Annotated in this window: 13 protein-coding genes; 5 read left to right on the forward strand and 8 right to left on the reverse strand. The window is 49.8% G+C overall.

Translation table 11 applies throughout. From position 1 onward, the window contains the following. Positions 1 to 295: 295 nt before the first annotated feature. Positions 296 to 3,058, forward strand: a complete 2,763-nt coding sequence (locus tag BUB30_RS15465; RefSeq protein WP_073135702.1) for a response regulator — start codon at positions 296 to 298, stop codon at positions 3,056 to 3,058. Positions 3,059 to 3,122: 64 nt separating this feature from the next. Here BUB30_RS15465 and mddA read toward each other — a convergent pair whose 3' ends face one another. Continuing rightward, complete coding sequence (gene mddA, locus BUB30_RS15470; RefSeq protein ID WP_073135704.1) at positions 3,123 to 3,896, reverse strand: methanethiol S-methyltransferase; 774 nt, start codon at positions 3,894 to 3,896, stop codon at positions 3,123 to 3,125. Between the two features lie 370 nt (positions 3,897 to 4,266). Here mddA and BUB30_RS15475 point away from each other — a divergent pair, with 370 nt between their 5' ends. Beyond that, positions 4,267 to 4,518, forward strand: a complete 252-nt coding sequence (locus BUB30_RS15475) for a hypothetical protein (RefSeq protein WP_073135706.1) — start codon at positions 4,267 to 4,269, stop codon at positions 4,516 to 4,518. A 117-nt stretch (positions 4,519 to 4,635) separates the two neighbouring features. Here BUB30_RS15475 and BUB30_RS15480 read toward each other — a convergent pair whose 3' ends face one another. Further along, complete coding sequence (locus tag BUB30_RS15480; protein ID WP_178377123.1) at positions 4,636 to 6,060, reverse strand: FISUMP domain-containing protein; 1,425 nt, start codon at positions 6,058 to 6,060, stop codon at positions 4,636 to 4,638. On the opposite strand from BUB30_RS15480, the gene BUB30_RS15485 reads away from it, so the two are divergent. Further along, positions 6,059 to 6,418 (forward strand): hypothetical protein, encoded by a 360-nt coding sequence (locus BUB30_RS15485; protein ID WP_073135710.1) that lies wholly within the window; start codon positions 6,059 to 6,061, stop codon positions 6,416 to 6,418. The two genes, BUB30_RS15480 and BUB30_RS15485, sit on opposite strands and share 2 nt — an antisense overlap. 20 nt (positions 6,419 to 6,438) lie before the next feature. Here BUB30_RS15485 and BUB30_RS15490 read toward each other — a convergent pair whose 3' ends face one another. From BUB30_RS15490 to BUB30_RS15515, 6 genes are all read right to left on the reverse strand, one after another. Further along, on the reverse strand, positions 6,439 to 7,188 hold the full coding sequence (locus tag BUB30_RS15490) for a LytR/AlgR family response regulator transcription factor (RefSeq protein WP_073135712.1): 750 nt from the start codon (positions 7,186 to 7,188) through the stop codon (positions 6,439 to 6,441). Next, on the reverse strand, positions 7,181 to 9,193 hold the full coding sequence (locus BUB30_RS15495; RefSeq protein ID WP_143164945.1) for a tetratricopeptide repeat protein: 2,013 nt from the start codon (positions 9,191 to 9,193) through the stop codon (positions 7,181 to 7,183). Before BUB30_RS15495 ends, BUB30_RS15490 begins: the two co-directional genes overlap by 8 nt. Before the next feature lie 234 nt (positions 9,194 to 9,427). Next, a complete protein-coding gene (locus tag BUB30_RS15500) occupies positions 9,428 to 11,122 on the reverse strand; it encodes a tetratricopeptide repeat protein (protein ID WP_073137265.1) in 1,695 nt (564 codons plus the stop codon). A gap of 160 nt (positions 11,123 to 11,282) precedes the next feature. Beyond that, on the reverse strand, positions 11,283 to 14,021 hold the full coding sequence (locus BUB30_RS15505) for a T9SS type B sorting domain-containing protein (protein WP_073135716.1): 2,739 nt from the start codon (positions 14,019 to 14,021) through the stop codon (positions 11,283 to 11,285). 215 nt (positions 14,022 to 14,236) lie between these two features. Next, the gene (locus BUB30_RS15510) at positions 14,237 to 14,698 is read right to left on the reverse strand and encodes an anthrone oxygenase family protein (RefSeq protein ID WP_073135718.1); all 462 of its coding nucleotides are present in this window, start codon (positions 14,696 to 14,698) and stop codon (positions 14,237 to 14,239) included. 284 nt (positions 14,699 to 14,982) lie between these two features. Beyond that, on the reverse strand, positions 14,983 to 15,849 hold the full coding sequence (locus BUB30_RS15515) for an alpha/beta fold hydrolase (protein WP_178377124.1): 867 nt from the start codon (positions 15,847 to 15,849) through the stop codon (positions 14,983 to 14,985). Positions 15,850 to 16,129: 280 nt separating this feature from the next. Between BUB30_RS15515 and BUB30_RS15520 the strand changes: the two genes are divergently transcribed. Both BUB30_RS15520 and BUB30_RS15525 read left to right on the forward strand, forming a co-directional pair. Beyond that, positions 16,130 to 16,894, forward strand: coding sequence for a ThuA domain-containing protein (locus tag BUB30_RS15520; RefSeq protein ID WP_073135720.1), 765 nt, complete (start codon positions 16,130 to 16,132; stop codon positions 16,892 to 16,894). A 196-nt stretch (positions 16,895 to 17,090) separates the two neighbouring features. After that, positions 17,091 to 17,360 carry a helix-turn-helix domain-containing protein gene (locus BUB30_RS15525; protein ID WP_317044200.1) on the forward strand — a complete coding sequence of 90 codons (270 nt, stop codon included), beginning with the start codon at positions 17,091 to 17,093 and terminating at the stop codon, positions 17,358 to 17,360.

The following is a 17,360-nucleotide window of genomic DNA, read 5'->3' on the forward strand; positions in this document are numbered from 1 at the left end:
TTGCTACGACGGTGGGCGGCGGCCGTCAGACATAATCGAAGGAGCACCCCGTCCCAATCAGAGTCTCCCGTCTCGGGGACTCTGATCGCTCAAAATTCCCCATCGTTAAAAAAAAATTGGACCATTCAAACGGCTGTCTGCCGAAAGCCTCGTAAATTTTTAGGCGCAAAGTCCGGAGGACAAGCGAAGCGCCTCAGGGAAATCAGGTATCTATGGTGCAACGCCTGGTATATTTCAAACGCGCCCGATTTCGCCAGGGTCCGGTAGGTTAACTTTAGCTAACGAACTACAGGTTATGAAAAAAGTGCTCCTCATCATGCTGTTCATGCCCCTCGGGGTATGTGGGCAGTCAGCTGCCGATAGCCTGGGGGCGCTACTTTCCTCGGGAACACTCGAGGGCACGCATCGAATTGACGCCCTCAACAGGCTTGCCTACCAGATCAGGGTGTCCTTCCCCGATTCGGCGACGGCCTATGCACAAGAGGCGCTTCGCCTGTCAAAAGATCGTGCCTACGAGATCGGCAAATGCGACGCCTACGTCGCCCTGGGTCTGCTCGCCTGGCTGGAGCCTGCCGCTGAAAAGGGAATTGAGTACGGCCTGCTGGCCTTGAAGACCGGCGATGCCGTGGGTTATAAAAAGGGCATGATGGAAGCCAACATGCTGCTGGGATTGCTCTACACGGAACTGGACAATAGAAAGGCCGAGGATTTTACCAGCCGCGGCCTCACCCTGGCCCTGGAAATACAAAATGTTGAAGGCATCGCCCGGGCGTGCAACGCATTGGGAAATCACTGCCGGCGACGGAACGATGGAAAAGAGGCCCTCTGCTATTATGAAACGGGCCTTCGCCACCTCGCCAACCGGAAGGATATCTCGATCAAAAATCTCTTGCTCTCCAACGTCGCGTTGTACTATATCAACCGCGATGAAGAAAGAGAAAAGACAAAGCTGTACCTGGAGGAAGCTTTGCAGATCGCGCTGGCCTTCAAAAATAAAAGTGCAGAGCTGCTGACCCGCACGCGCATGGGCATGTACTACGCGAATCTAAACGACCTTTCCCAGGCGGACGAACAATACACACGCTGCGAGCAACTCAGCCTTGAACTCGGCACCAAGAGTGCCCTGTTGGAAACCTACGCCGGGCTCGTCGCGATCAAAACAAAAACCGGTCGCATCGCAGAGGCACAGGCCTACCAACAAAAATATTTCAATCTGAAGGACAGTCTCTATGGTTTGGAAAGCAGCCGGCAAATTGCAGCGCTGGAAACACAATACGAAACCGAAAAAAAAGACCAGACCATCCAATTGCTGGAACAGGAAAAACGGATCCACCAGATCTGGAGGAACGCGCTCATCGGCGGCGTGGTGCTGGCCCTGGCGATCGCATTTTTGATATATCGCCTGCAACGGTCGCGCACACAAAAAACAAAACAACTGCTCGACATCCAGCAATTGCTCAACGACAAGCTGAAGGAGGTCGACAAATTCAAGACCGATTTCTTTGCCAACATATCACACGAGTTCCGCACGCCGCTCACGTTGATCCTCGCCCCGTTGGAAAATGAGTTGAAAAAGAAATTGCCTGCGGGCGGAAAAAAGAACCTGGTCTTGATCCGGCGAAACGCCAACCGGCTGCTGGAACTGGTCAACCAACTCCTCGACCTCTCCAAGCTCGAGTCGGGAAAGATGGACCTGCACATCCGTCAGGGCGAACTCAAACTATTCCTGATGGCCATTACCGAATCGTTTGAATCGTTGGCGCAGTATAAACAAATTGAGTTCATCCGGAACATCAACCTCGACGACAAATCCTATTGGTTCGACCAGGACAAAACCGAAAAGATTGTCACCAACCTCGTGTCGAATGCCTTTAAATACACCGCCGCCGGTGGGACGGTGAGCATTTCGGCCGACCTCGTCGACAACCGGGATCTTTCTCTTGTGGTGACCGACACCGGCACGGGGATTCCGAAGGAAGAACAGGAGCACGTGTTTTCGGCTTTCTATCAAACCAAGCAGGCCGCGTCGCAGCAACAAGGCACGGGGCTTGGTCTTCCGCTCGTCAAAGAATTGATCAAGCTATACCACGGCACCATCTCCCTACAAAGCGAGCCGGGCCAGGGCACAACCCTGACGGCGAGGATCCCGGTGCACAAAGAGGCCTTCGATGCCAGCGTGGTGGTGGACGACAGCGATGCGCTCTCTCCTTTTTACATCGGTCACCAAACGGTTGACCTCGCCGGCAATCACACTACTTCGCCATCCTTGCTCCACAACAAAGACTCCGTATTGGTGATCGAAGACAACACCGATCTCAGGGAATTTATGGCGGCCACATTGCAAAATAATAACTACGCCGTGTTGTCGGCCAGCGATGGAGAAGAAGCCCTGCAACTCGCCTTAAAGTATGTTCCCAGCCTGGTGCTCAGCGATCTGATGATGCCCAGGATGGATGGCATCGCGTTCACCAAAAAAATCAAAGACGATGAACGCACCAGTCACATTCCCGTCATTTTGCTCACCGCTAAAAATGAACCGCAGGCGCGCATCGATGGCCTGAGAACCGGGGCCGACGATTATCTCACCAAACCCTTTTCGCCCGACGAACTCCTGGTGCGCATCGACAACCTGATCAGTCAAAGAAAAAAACTGGCCCAGAAGTTTCGCGAAAGGATCCTGGTCTCCCCCACGCCCGCGCCCGAAGCCTCGCTCGACGACAAGTTTCTCGACAAGGCCCGTTCCATCGTCGACGCCTACCTGGGCGACTACACCTTCACCGTCGAGCAGATGGCCGAAGAAATGAACCTGAGCCGCACACAATTGTTCCGGAAAATCAAAGCCCTCACCGGCCTCTCACCCAACGATTTTATCAAGGACATCCGGTTGAAACGCGCCGCCGAAATGATCCGGCAGAAAGTGGACATCATCACGCAGATCGGCTATGCCGTGGGGTTCAATGACCAGTCGTATTTCACCAAGTGCTTCAAGAAACAATTTGGCGTCACCCCCACGGAATACTCCATGATGACATCCACTCCAAAAATAATCTCCCAATAATGTTTCACGACCTGCCCGTTGGTCGTGAAAATTACCAGGAGATGATGATCCTTACCTGAAAATTTTAAACCGTCACTTCCGACGTTTCCCGGTCTGCCTTTTTAGCTTTTGAAGCTTTGGTGAACGGGATCAGCATCGGGGCAGAACGTTTGTAGTCTTTGTACCTCACGCCGAAGTGTGTGACCAGGTCGCGTTCCTCGAATTGGATGGCCGTCAGCATATAGAGTGTGGTCATGATGGCAAAGAACAAATGGGCGGCCGTCATGACCGGGGTTGCCCAGAAGGCGATCATAAATCCCAGGTATAAGGGATGACGCACATACTTATAAAAGAAGGGCGTCCGGAAAGGAAGATCCGTATATTTTTCGCCTCTGAAATTCAACCACACCTGGCGCAACCCGAACAAGTCGAAGTGATTGATCAGAAATGTGCTCACCAGAACAATGCCAAAGCCCAGCATGGAAAGCGATTTCAGAAAGGTGGCCGCTCCTTCCGATTCAACGGTCCAAATAACACCGCCCATCGGCTGCCATTGCCAGAACAAGAGGATAAGGCACAAACTGGCCAACAAAACATAGGTGCTCCGCTCAATGGGCGTCGGAACAAATTGTGTCCACCAACGCTTGAAGGCAGGCCGCGCCATAACACTATGCTGGATGGCAAACAGGGAAAGAAGCCCCGCATTGACCAACAGCGCAAAGCCCAACGACGACTGCGGCGGGCTGTCGATATGCTTCGGCACGAACCACGAACTAACGAAGCCGACGGCATAAAGGAATGTCCCAAAGAAAATTGCATAGGCAATGATCCCGTAGAGAAGCATGAGAGTCTTTTTCATAACTGAGTTGTTTATTAGTTTTTTCTGCAAAGGAACCTCTGGCAGACCTCCCAGGCTTGTAACTAGGATGCAAAGGCAGGTAATTTTGGGGAGTTGGGGGATGGGCCCCCTGAGGAGAGTGATGGGTTGTTTTAAAAACGCAAAGTCCCCGAGGCGGGAGACTTTGCTACCACAATGGGCGGTGGCCGTCAGGCACAATCGAAGGAGCGCCCCGTCCCAATCAGAGTCTCCCGTCTCGGGGACTCTGATTGCTCGAAATCCCCCACCGCTTAAAAAAATGGATCATTCAAAACGCAAAGTCCCCAAGCCGGGACACTTTGCTACCACGCCGGACTTTACCTAACTTTCACGATTAAAATATCCCGCTACTATGTTCGATGGGCCCGATTTCCCAAAATCACTGGATGAAGAAGTTTTTAATGCCTGGCTGGAAAATGGCCGGCTCAGCAAGATTGGCTACAATTATTTGTTGGTCATTTGGGACGAATACGACTCCAAATATCTACCGGTTTATGTGGAGCGCCGCGACGAAATAGGCGGGTATGAAACATATAAATCATCGACCGGCAGGGAATCACTGGTCGCTTCATACGATCTCTATTCCGAGTCAAGAATTGTTTAAAACACGCGCACGCACCACCCGCTAAAAAAGGGAGGACAGCGTCCGCGGGATAACACCCAAACCGGTCCGCCGTCCAAGTCAAAGTCTCCCGTCCCGGGGACTCTGATTTTCCCAACCTTAATTCTTCACACACCGAATCGAAAGCCCATAGTATTTATCATTATGACTCCGAAGAACCCCCGACTGATACGTACTGATCTGATGCCAAAAGGCGGAAACAGCGCCCGGAACTTCTTCAGATGAAGTCCACCACGAGCCCTCAAGGCCCGCATACGGGAACCAAAGACCCTGCGAGACAAAAAAACCAAATGAGCCATAGAAATCTTTAAAGCCACCTGCCCGCGCGTTGAACCCGGTAGCATTTCTGTTGCTTGGAAAGTCGGTGTTGCCGGGGGAACCCAAATCGCCAGAAGACTCCCAGGTGGTAATATCGGACAAGGCTTTCGCGATTTTATTATTGGTTTTCCAGTCGCCATTGGTAGTACCATCATAATTAAAGCCATGGGCAATGAGATAGTTTTGCAAGGTGATCCATTCATCCTCCGACGGCACATGCCAATCGGTGGGACATAGTTTCCCTGTGTTCACGGCATACCAATTGTACAGCGCGCCGTAAGTCCCCGAGTAGTGAATGCTGTCATTGCGATACCAGGTGTAGGCGCCCTGATTATCGGCCAGCCACCCCAGGCTATCGGTGATGAAGGCGATGGGTGTTCCATCACTATAGGTTGTGGTCTTCAGGTTTTCCGTCATCCAGATTTGCGAGCCGATCGTCACGCTTTTATAAGCGTTACCATCGGCATCAACCACGTCTCCTGGAACTCCGCTACTGCCCAGGGTAGTAAAATAGGTTTCTTCCCCGTATCCCGTACCGATGTTATTCGTCGCGTAGGCGCGCACATAATACTTGGTGTTGAGCATGAGTCCGCTGAGGGTGCTGGTAAAACTTCCCGTACCGGGTCCATCGGTCGTTTTAGCGTCGTCGGTTGTCGGATTGTGGTTCACGCTCCAGCATACGCCGCGCATGGTAACACCCGCTCCGCCATCGCTGGATACGATCCCGCCACTCACGGCTGACGTTTGTCCAATGGCGGAAACGGGCGTTGTTGCCAGCAGGATGGGCACGGTCAAAATATCGGTGGTCATAAAGGACAGCTCATTTCCATAGGCCGTCCCAACTTTGTTGATGGCATAGGCGCGGACATGGTAGGTAGTGTTTTTTGCGAGTTCGTTTAACGAGCTTGCAAAAGTGCCGGTGCCGGTTCCGTCCATCGTTTTAGAATCAGAAACTGTAGGGCTGGCATTTGTGCTCCAGCAAACGCCTCGCGCAGTCACCTCAGCGCCACCATCATCCGTAATGTTTCCGCCGCTGGTGGCCGAGGCCGATGTGATGTTGCTGATCGTAAGGGTGGTCAAGGTGGGTAACTGTGCTTCCGGATTGTTTTCTTCCGTGCAACTGTTCACGCACGCCAGGAGCGCACAAAGCAAAATGACAGAAACATGTTTCTGTATAGTATTCGATTCCCAATTTTTAGTGTTCATGTTCATCGTGATTTTTGACATTCATACATTATCCAAAAGCCTTCGCCAGTCCCTTGCGCATCAACGCTACAAACAAAGCGCCGCCGTTAGCCGTGCCGATCGATCGTCCTCAATGATTTCAGCGCATCGCCGTCGATCTGCACGTACCGGAAAACATGTCGCCCATCCTGACGACGGAAAACTGATTACAGTAGATTATCAAACTAAACTAACGGAAAAGATAAAAGTCGATGAACCTGATTTCACAACTGGTTGCTTTGACTTTACAAGTGGAGGGCACTGCGGTGATGGGCAGCAGGAGGATGATCAAAGATATTATGGGAGATCGGTACAGTACGTTGAAATAGCATCGCGCTAAACAGCACAAGCTTCGCGAGATCAGGGCTTGTCCAGCAATCCCAGAAATTCTTCTTTCTTTCTGCGCGAAACGTCTACGTGGTGGTTTTCTGCGAGCACCACATAGCCTCCCTCGCCTCTCACATATTTTTCTACATGAGCGAGGTTGATGATATACGAGTGGTGCACTCTGAAAAAACCCGACTCGGAAAGCAGGCTTTCAAAGTCCTTCAGGTTTTTACAGACCAACGCTTGCTGATTATTTTTTAAGATGATTTGCGTATAGCTTCCCTCTGCTTTACAATAGAGGATGTCCTGCGTGTTAAAAAAATCGATCCCCTGCAAGGTTGGCACCGCCAGCTTTTCGACCCTCCCCGATTTCAGCTGAATGTTGTTGAGCACCGATTGGAACTGATAGGGATTCATCGTTTTGCTCTGCCTTTCCTTCACCCGGTTCACCGCATGCATCAGGTCCTCCACATCGACAGGCTTCAGCAGGTAATCGAGCGCACTGAACCGGATCGCCTTGATGGCATACTGGTCGTGGGCGGAAACAAAGATCACTTCAAAATTTATGGGCGATAGTTGTTGCAATAAATCAAACCCCGACATTTGCGGCATCTGCACATCCAAAAACACCAGGTTAGGGTTGATCCTCTGAATGCCCGCCAGAGCTTCTTCGGGTTTGCTGTAAATTCCTTTGATGGCTATGTCCGGACAATATTTTTCAATCGCCAATTGAAGGGCCTCCAATCCGGCAGTTTCATCGTCGACAAGTATGGCGTCAATCATTGCAAATGGGGATAGTGACCGTCACGCGTGTGCCCAGCGGCCTGTCGCCGGCGTCTTTCAAATCCACCACGTTGATATAATTATAGTGACGGCTGGCCGGTTTGCCCAGGAGTTGCAGGCGCTGCTCGGTGATCTTCATACCCATGGATTTGTTTTGCAACAACGAAGCGTCCCGAAGCTGTTGCGCCCGCTCGCGCCCCACGCCATTGTCTTCGATGGTACAGCATAACGCATCCTCCTGTGGCTCTATGGCGATGGAAATAGAACCTTTCGACTGACACTCTTTGTGCATGATCCCGTGCCATATCGCGTTCTCCACAAAAGGCTGCAAGACCATCGAGGGAAGATACGTGCCCTGTGTATCAATCGATGCGTTGATCAAGACAGAATGACTGATCTTTCCGGGCGAACGCAATTCCTCCAGCTGGATATACGATTCCAGGAGTTCAATCTCGCTTTCGAGCGTCACCACCGAGGCGCCCGCATTTTCCAGGATCAAGCGCACCAGTTTTGAGAATTTGGATAAATAGAGACTGGCACTTTCCGTATCGCCCTTGCCGATCATCACATTGATGCTATTCATGCAGTTGAATAAAAAGTGCGGATTGATTTGTGCGCGAAGGGCTTTCATTTCCATTTCGCTTACCTGTCGTTTAAAGTGGGCCTCTTTTGCTTCGTTGGTCTTTATGGTGAGCAGCATCCGCTGGCGATAGATATAAAAGGCCAAAACAGCAATCAACAGGATCAAAACAAATCCACCGGCAAAAGCTCTGTTGAGCGTAGCTTGTTGCTGTGATTCCTTCTGCTGGATCTCTTTCTCCTTGGCTAACAGCGCGATCCGTTTGTCCTTTTCACCGGTCTCATACTTTGTCTGAAGTTCGCTGAATTGCTTGGCGGTCTCTTCATTCAGCACACTGTCCTTCATGGCGGCGAACAACTGGTGATATTCATAGGCCTTTTGATAATTACCCTGATTTGAATACAGCACCGAAAGCTTCTGATACGTGTCGCGCAAACCCGGTTTGGAACGGAACTCCTTCGACAATGAAAGGGCACGCAAAAGGTGCGTGGTCGCCAAAGGATATTTTTTCAAAAACATATACGTCTCGCCGACACAGATCAGGCTCAACAGCGTCTTTTCCCGCTGTGACATTTGCTCCCGGATGGACAATGCCTGCTGATGATACACCAGCGCACTATCGTATTGTCCCAAGGCGTTCAATATTTCTCCTATGCTACTCAACGCAGTCCCCGCGGTTCGTTTTGATCCCAGAGCATGGCTGATGACCAACGATTCTTTGTAGAACGTTCGCGCTTTTTCATATTGCTTCAATTCCGACCAGGCATTGCCCAGGTTCATCAGTACCCTGAGTTTGCCCATCCGGCATTTCAGGTCTGGGCTCAGGCTGTCGAATAAGCGCAGGGATTGATGGTATATGTCGATCGCCTTGTCATAATTTTTTAGCCTGATAAACAAATTGCCGATATGCATGAAGGTGATGGCCATGCCATAAGCGGACCCGTTTCTCTGGTGCATCGCCAGGGCCTGGTAGCTGGTGGCCAGGCTTTGTTCATAGCGACCAAGTCCCTCCTGCACAACGGCCACCTGGAACAAGGTGTTGGCCAACCGGGAAGAATCCCCGGAAGCATGGACATACTCTATCTGTCGTTGAAAATGGTCGAGCGCTTCCGGATACTTCCCTTCATAGCGCGAGACCACCCCATAACAATAATGGGAAGCCGCCAATATGGACTTGTCACTGAATTCATCGGCTAATAATTTCACGCTGTCCGCATACCGGTGTGCCAGACCGACATCGCCCAAGGTGCTGGCATAAGCAAAGCAAAGCTGGTCGTAGATTTCCACCTTGCGCGTGGCGTCTGTGCTGTGTATTAAAAGCGTTTTTAAGCTGTCGATTTCCGACTCGGCGGGAGAGCGAGCCTCGCTGTGGCGCAGATCGGCTTGCTGGCCGGTCAAGGCATGAGCCCATAGTATGCAAATCAACAGCGGTATACCACGAACCTTTGAGATCGATTTTATTCCATGTCGCACGTGAGTAGAAATGAAATTGAGGGTTTATTCCAAATCCGTCATTTAAAATTAAGCTAAAGTTATTGGAAAGCCCATCTAAAAGGCTGGAAGGTTGTCACCTAAAATGTTCATCGCGCGAAACTTGAAATGCCTCGGGAAGTACTTAGCATTGTAATAAGCAAAAAAACAAACTCATGATCCCTTGTTTCAGGAGTTGCCCTTGAGAAAAGCGTTCATGACCAAAATCTCCGGCCGGCTACAATTCGAATCGGTAGTCACGTCCTTCAGCTGCAGATAGTATTCGGTTGCTTTCTTTCTGTCCTTTAGTTTTTCCGCGGCCTGCGCAGCGCCGTAGAGCCCATGGAAGCGACGCGGATGCCGCGTCAGATCGGCTTCATACGCTTCCAGTGCCTTTGCCGGTTCGTTCATGGCCATGAAAAGATCACCGAGTAATTCCCTCGCCGGAACAATCTCGCCAGGCGAAACGGGGTGCTTCTCGGTTTTATCTTCCATCTCAGCCGCCGCCGTCATGAATGAAACCGCCGCAGCGGCATCTCCTTCGGCAAACTTGATCCAGGCTTCGGATGCCTTGATCTGGATGGCGAGAAAATTTGATTTATAGCTTTCCTTCGCTTTCACCAACGCCTCATAGCTGTTCTGCAACACTTTCAATTCGTCCTTCGCTGCCGCTATATTTTTCGTATGAACAGCTCCCAATACCTTCGCAAAAGTGATGTTGGATTTCTCCCAGGGGTAACGATCCCAGCTGGAAATGGCCGGGCTAAAGTCGAGGGCGGCGGCTGCCTTCCAGTCGCGTCGTTCAATGGCGTAGCGTGCGGGGATTGCCGCCAATGAAAATGCACCCTTTCCAGCTTCGGGCGCAATCGCCTTCACGGATTTAAAATAATCGAATTGCTCGTTTGCTTTCGTGTCGTTGCCTTGCTGAAGGTAGGCATACATCAAATAATCAAGCCCATGAAGTTCCTCATCCCAATGGCCCTTCATTTTCATTTTCTCACCATAGCATTGCGCCGCCGACACGGAATTCAGGTTCGACGCCACCGACTCGCTCCAAAGACCCAGCCGCGTAAAAATGTGCGAAGGCATATGCTGCGCGTGCGCCGACGCTGCAGCGATCGAGGCATATTTTCGGGCAGCAGGTAAGGCGAGTTCTGCCAGTTCAGGATAGTCATACGTATGAATGATGTAATGCGCAATTCCGGGATGGTCCGGTTGATCTACAAAAATGGCCTCCAGCATATTGCCCGCTTTCTTTTGCTTGACGAAGGATTTGTCGCCCGGATCTGCGGCAGCACGCAACGCCAGGGCATAGAATACGGCCGACTCGGTTTCGTTTGGATATTTCTGATACAGTGCCAACGATGCATTCTCAAATTTTAAAACACGGGTCTGGTGATCCAGCGAATCCCAATGATCATAGATCGTGGCGATCGCCTCCAAATAATCGGACTCCCGCGAAGCCTTATCCTTAATCACCGATCTGCCCAGGGCAACAATTTTTGCGCCCTTCTTCAAATCAGCTTCTCCAGGCCTTTCCCACAACGGATGAAAACTACACATGGCCGCCCCCCAATATCCCATGGCGCACTCGGGATCGGCATCAATAACCTTTGCAAATACTTTTTCCGCCTCCGTATACTCAAAGGAATGCAACAACGCCGTAGCAAGATTAAAATCATCCCTCACTTTTTCAGAGCAAGCCTGACCAAACAAAACCTTCCCAAACTGGCCAGCTCCTGATCCACAAAGCGCGATCTCGCCTTGCGCAAGATCCAACAGCTTTATCTCACCTCGCAATTGCGCAGCATCCCTGTTCCCCCCACAAGAAAAAAAAACTGCCAGGGCCGACAGGTATAAAAAGTCTTTGACAGAGATTCTCATTTTTTTCAAGTTGGTTCCTACTCCTGAATTCACAAATAAATATAACAAATCCATCGCGAAGGAACGCCCGTCCCAATCAGAGTCTCCCACCTCGGGGACTCTGATTGCTCAATACACCCCAGCGTCTCCCGCCTCGGGCCTCTGATCTCGCCCCAACAGCTCAATACAACACCGTCACCACCCCCTTATATGTCTGTCTCCCATACGGAAGCTTAATATCGATCGTATAAAAATACGTATCCACCGGCAACCGCTCACCACGAAATATCGCATCCCAATCCCGCTCAAATCCATTGGCCTCATACAGGAGCAATCCGCGTTTATTGTACACTTTGATAATAGCTTCATCAAGCTTGTCCTTGTTCAATAGTTGAACATGCCACGTGTCGTTCGCGTTGTCACCATTTGGAGTAAACGCATTAGGAATGTCAATTTCAATCTGTCCCTCGATGTCAACCACGCGCTCCGACGTCAAACTTACCCTTTGTCCGTCGCTCACGTAAACATAAATCGTTCTCGATCCGGACAATATAGCTTCGGGGGCACCATTAACTTCCGTAATGCGATAATTATATTTTATCGAGCGCAGCGCCGTCTGATACTCCTCTACGCTGGCGTTGCCGATCAGAAACAAACCTCCTGCAGAATCCTGAATGGCTCTTATTTTTGGATTGTTATAGTCGAAAACCAACTCGTCATTTTTTGGGCTGTGGTTTATCTCGCGGAAACTTATTTCCGCCATGCTCAGGTATGTATTATCCACGTCGGCGAGCCCCAAATTCCGAAAGACTTCCATAGGTTCAGTCCCGGGCTCGAAAGGGATCGGTGCACTTTCCGCTAGCGTGATCACGGGAGCGTCGTTTACAGGACTGACCAGAATGGCCAACTGGAATACACCACTCGTGTTTACGCCATCACTGACCGTCACGCCAACTTCAATGAACCCGTTAAGATTCGGAGCAGGTGTAACAACATTTCCATTCGCACTGTAAGTACCTTGGCTATTGCTCAGCACCGAAAGCGTAAAGCCCTGCGGATAGTTGGGATTATCCGCGTCGGTCACGAAGAGATCGGAAAGATAAATCGTGATCGCATAATCCTCCAGCACGACCAATTCCTTTTGCCCGTTTATCTGGGGCGTCGCTGAAACAGGGGTAACCTGGATCTTTAATTCATATAGCGGACTGTCATCCAATCCGTCGTTCACCTGCACGACAACCCGAAGCGTGCCGTTGACAACGCCCGCGATGGGAGTAACCGTCGTCCCCGAAACCGTATAGTTCGTGCCCGGAAAAACCTTTAATGAAAATCCTACGGGGTACTCATTGTCAGGATCGCTTACTTCCAGATGGAAGAGCTGAATGGTGATGGAAGTATTTTGTGTTATGCTAATGTCCTTTTGACCCACAATGGTAGGAGCCACGTTCTTTTTCACTGCGATAATCTCCACCTGCACATTGAAATTAGGACTGCTTACTGTACCATCGTTTACCGAAACGGTCACGCTGAGCATTCCAACAAAAGTCGGCGATGGATTTATCGTATTTCCTGCCACTACGTAATTGTTACCTTGGGCGATCTTTAAAGTAAAATCGTTTGGGTATGTGTTGTCGGGATCAGCAACGGTCAGATCCGAAAGACTAATGGTGAACGTAGTGCCTTGATCGGCACTCAAAGTCCTTTGACCCGTGATCACCGGATTGTCATTGACGGCCACAACGAAGATCTGGAGATCGAACGGTGGACTATCATTCGCGCCATCATTGACGCTTACCATGACGGAAAGAGGTCCCGCATAATTTTTTTCAGGAATAACGGTACTTCCATTCAGGGTATAATGGGCTCCAGGAGAAATCGCTAAAGTAAAGTCTTTTGGATATTTACTGTCCCGGTCGACAACAGTAAGGTCGGTGAGCTTAATGGCGATCGATTGATCCTCGTTAACCGTCAAGGGCTGCTGCCCTGTGATCGTCGGTGCAATCGGCTGGACTTTTACTTCAATTTTAAGATCGAAGCGGTTGCTTTCGGCCTTGCCATCATTTACCGACACCGCGACTTTTAGACTCCCCGAAAAGTTCGACGCAGGTGTTACCGTTGTTCCATTGACGGTATAGTTAGCTCCATCGTAAACGGTAAGCGTAAAACCAGATGGGTAGCTGTTGTCGGGATCCGTTACCGTCAACTGATTGAAATCAACCGCAACACTTTGCCCTTGATTGATGGAAATGGGAACCTGTCCCGTGATAAGAGGGGCAACATTTTTAGTCACGGTGATCTTTAGCTTGAACTTGTTGCTTTCCTTTTCACCGTCATTTACGGATACCTGGACTTGCAGATCGCCGAAAAAGTTTGGTGCAGGCGTCACCGTTGTTCCATTGACTGTATAGTTAGCTCCACCGTATACGGTAAGCGTGAAACCAGATGGGTAGATGTCGTCAGGATCGATAACCGTTAGTTGATCGAAGCTTATCGTTACGCCTCCGCCCTGGCTTATGGTGATTGGCGTTTGCGCGATGATGATGGGGGCAATATCCGTCGACAACAGGACGTTGATCTTGAAATTGAACCATTTGCTGTCCTGTCCACCCTCACTCACCCGAACCTGCACGGTAAGCAGCCCGATAAAATTCGGGTCGGGTGTAACGGTAGTCCCGCTGACGTTATAGTGCTTGCCCGAATTTACCTCCAATGTAAACCCGTCGGGATATTCAGATGCCGGATCTCCTGGTGTCACGATCAGGTTGGCCAGCGTTATCGTGATCGGCACACCCTGAAGGGTCGACAACGGCGACGGTGTTTGGCCCGTGATGACAGGGGCACGACCAACCGCTTGACCCATTGAACCAAATGCCTGAATGAAGAAAAGGAGGAGACAAGCGATGATCCCAAGGTTTTTCATCTCTATACTTGTACAAAATGATGTACTGCAGCGAAAGCGACTTTGTAAAATCCGTGCCATGGAATGTCCACCTGTAAAGTTTGAAATTTCAAAACGTTACGCTCTCTAATAAAAGGATGGGGCGTCAATTCCACATCCGGAGTGGATTTTGCTCTACAGGTTCGCATTTGATCAATGTTCAAACCTGTATCCGGGAACACGTCGTCCTTTTTACTTTATGCGTTGCTTCTTTGGACACTGGTCCATGCAACAAGGGCCAATGCCACCAGCTCTGCAACGGTCCGCTGGATATGAAACGACCACCACTGGTCTCGCAACACCGTCCAATCCTCGGGAACAGCATGTATATTCCAGGTCAGCATTTCTTTTTGGATGGGAAGATTACCAAACCGCGTGATGACGATGCACAGCAAAAGAAAGCCTGCCGCGGCCAGCAAGGCCATGAAAGTCCTTTTGTCTTTTCGCTGAAGAAAAGCGGATGTGATGGTGACGAGCGTTGCTATGATCACCAACGAAACCAACAAAGTCTGAAGGGAAAGAACCAGGTGTTGTTGCTGATCAATATAGGTTGCTGCCGAATAGTCCCTGGGATTTAGACCTACCCATATTCCAAAACTTGTACCTGCCAGCAGGGCGACTAAGATGATGTTTAAAAACCGAATGATCGTCGTGCCCATAACACAAGATTAAGCCGTTATAAACGTCGCGAGTCAATTGCCATCCGTTTGATATTTCGCAGGAGCGCCCAAAAAAGACAGCTAACGATAGGCTCGACACACAGCGGGACCTAAGAGATGAAGTCAAATGACGAAGGAATGGTTATAGCGCCGCGGCTGTCCCACGACACCTAACGAATTTAAGAAACAAAAACGACAACCTAAAGCTAATCCTGTGCTGATTTACCCCCCTCTGCCCCTTTTGGCCGAACGGAAGCGTTTCCAGGTCATACTAACCGGGCTGGCTATCGGGCGCTTATTTTAGGAGGTGTATCATTGAAAAAACCAATCGCCACCCGGTTGATCAGTTCAGGTTGCTCTTTGAATACTTCATGCGACGTATGGGGAAGAACACAGAACTGACTTCCCGGGATTGATTTGTACATCTCTTCTCCGTGCGCGATTGAAATGTCGTCCCGGTCTCCAACAACGATCATGACGGGGATCTTTATGCGGTCATAAATAGATCTTGAAAAGTACTCGTCAGCGTATACCATCTTGTTCAGGCTTTCCAGGAGCTTCACCCAATCTTTGCCTGGTAGCTTTGAATAATCCTCGATCAACTGCTTGTTAAGCTTTTCGAATATCTCCTTCGAAGGCGGTACAACAGAATCCAAAGGAATTCCCGGGGGAATATTGAAACCACGTTTACCGTTGTTGGCTCCAACAGCAATTACTTTCTTCACCTTGTCCGCCCGTCTTTCCGCCAGCAGAATGCCAACAATCCCTCCATCACTCCACCCCATAACATACAAACTGTCGACGCTCAAGCTGTCGATCAGTTGTGACATGGTTTCGGTCAGGATCTCATAGCTGATGCTATCGGGTTGTTCTGATCGCCCTTGGGAGGGAGTGTCTGGCGCGATAATTCTGAAATGTTGAGAAAGACCCGGGATACAGCGCGCAAAATCTTTGATACTCCGACTGTGGCCACCCCCGGAGAGCAATAAAAGCGGCACACCCTTTCCATATTCTTCATAGTAAATTTTTTTACCGCGAATGCTGATGTACGCTCCGTCGTTTGACCCATAGTCGATTTTTCGCTTCTCCACCTCACAATGGATGATCAGAAGTGGCAAGCCAAGAAAAATGAAAAGCGTTGTCTTCTTCATGTCTTTGTTCCGATTGAATGGGAATTTGATATTTTTTAGTCTGCGACAAATCTCGATTCCGTTTGGATGGCCGACCCGGAAAATCATACGGATTTGTTTTCGCCACAATGCCATGAAGGTAGCGCAGTGAAAATAGTTTTAAAAGCCTCCGATAGAAGTACTAAGTATTTGAAGGTCACCAGGAAAGATTGAATAGCCATCGCGCCGTTGGTCCGGAACGTCGGTTGATTTGTAAAAAAATTATCTTAATTTCCGATGCACCAAAAGCTTACCAAGAAATATGAACTTCCGAAAGATCGTCGTCACCGCGCTCGCCCTGCAGCTATCACTATGTTTCACTGCCGTTGCACAGAAGCAATTCAAGGCACTGCTCGTAACCACCACCAAGGGATGGCATCACGAATCGTTACACTCCGGGGTATTGGCCATTCAGCAATTGGGCGTTCGGAACTCCTTCGACGTGTCGTTGTTTGAAAACCCCAACGGCTTTACTGATAAATATCTGGAACAATTTCAGGTGGTGATTTTTTTAAACACCACCGGCGACATCCTCGACTCTGCCCAGCAAAAAGTAATGGAACGCTTTATCCGCTCGGGCAAAGGATTCGTAGGCATTCACAGCGCGTCCGACACGGAGTATGATTGGGACTGGTACACCAAACTCGTGGGACGCATGTTCCATATCCACCCCGTGATCCAAACCGCCAAACTCAACATCGTCGACGGAACCTTCCCAGGTTTGCAGGGATTTGCCGACGGCAAACTCTGGACCGACGAATGGTATGAATTCGGCCCCGAGAAAATCGCAGGCCTCAAATACGTCCTCGCCGTCGATGAAACTTCCTATGATCCCAAAGTGCAATGGGGCGAGAAAAAAGGTCTGGGCATGGGAAAACTCCATCCCGTTGCCTGGTATCACAACTACGACGGCGGCCGCTCCTTCTACACAGCCCTGGGCCACATCCCCGCCATCTTCAGCGATCCGGCATATTTGAATCACCTGTATGCCGGCATATACTGGGCAGCTACAGGCAAGAAGAACTAAACGCGACGGCGTCCCAATCCAAGTCTCCCGCCTCGGGGACTTCGATTGCCCAAAGCGAGCATTAATTCAGCGGCTACCGGTCATATCCCTTGGACCATTTCGCTAAAGAAAGTATATGTATTTACATATACTTTTAACCATTTTACGTATATTTATATTCAAATACATATAAAAATAACATTTAATCCATAATTATATGCAATTACATATAATTATAGATTTATATACCAATTTATATTTAAAAGCATATAAAATGCACCGACTTGCAACATTCGTAAAAGAGAAACGAAAGAACGCTAAACTCACGCAATCTGAGTTTGCAGCGCGCGCAGGTGTAGCCCTTACCGTCATCCGGAAAATAGAACAAGGAGACCTGCGTCTCAACCTAGAAAAAGTAAATCAGGTATTGAAAATGTTTGGTCACGAGCTGGCCCCGGTAAGTCAGCGAGAACTAACCAATGAATAA

Source organism: Chryseolinea serpens, from assembly GCF_900129725.1.
In the GTDB taxonomy this organism is placed as follows: domain Bacteria; phylum Bacteroidota; class Bacteroidia; order Cytophagales; family Cyclobacteriaceae; genus Chryseolinea; species Chryseolinea serpens.

Excerpts from the sequence above, each read along its gene's own strand:
- BUB30_RS15465 (WP_073135702.1), top strand. The coding sequence starts at position 296 with ATGAAAAAAGTGCTCCTCATCATGCTGTTCATGCCCCTCGGGGTATGT.
- mddA (WP_073135704.1), bottom strand. The coding sequence starts at position 3,896 with ATGAAAAAGACTCTCATGCTTCTCTACGGGATCATTGCCTATGCAATT.
- BUB30_RS15475 (WP_073135706.1), top strand. The coding sequence starts at position 4,267 with ATGTTCGATGGGCCCGATTTCCCAAAATCACTGGATGAAGAAGTTTTT.
- BUB30_RS15485 (WP_073135710.1), top strand. The coding sequence starts at position 6,059 with ATGTTCATCGTGATTTTTGACATTCATACATTATCCAAAAGCCTTCGC.
- BUB30_RS15480 (WP_178377123.1), bottom strand. The coding sequence starts at position 6,060 with ATGAACACTAAAAATTGGGAATCGAATACTATACAGAAACATGTTTCT.
- BUB30_RS15490 (WP_073135712.1), bottom strand. The coding sequence starts at position 7,188 with ATGATTGACGCCATACTTGTCGACGATGAAACTGCCGGATTGGAGGCC.
- BUB30_RS15500 (WP_073137265.1), bottom strand. The coding sequence starts at position 11,122 with ATGAGAATCTCTGTCAAAGACTTTTTATACCTGTCGGCCCTGGCAGTT.
- BUB30_RS15505 (WP_073135716.1), bottom strand. The coding sequence starts at position 14,021 with ATGAAAAACCTTGGGATCATCGCTTGTCTCCTCCTTTTCTTCATTCAG.
- BUB30_RS15510 (WP_073135718.1), bottom strand. The coding sequence starts at position 14,698 with ATGGGCACGACGATCATTCGGTTTTTAAACATCATCTTAGTCGCCCTG.
- BUB30_RS15515 (WP_178377124.1), bottom strand. The coding sequence starts at position 15,849 with ATGAAGAAGACAACGCTTTTCATTTTTCTTGGCTTGCCACTTCTGATC.
- BUB30_RS15520 (WP_073135720.1), top strand. The coding sequence starts at position 16,130 with ATGAACTTCCGAAAGATCGTCGTCACCGCGCTCGCCCTGCAGCTATCA.
- BUB30_RS15525 (WP_317044200.1), top strand. The coding sequence starts at position 17,091 with ATGCAATTACATATAATTATAGATTTATATACCAATTTATATTTAAAA.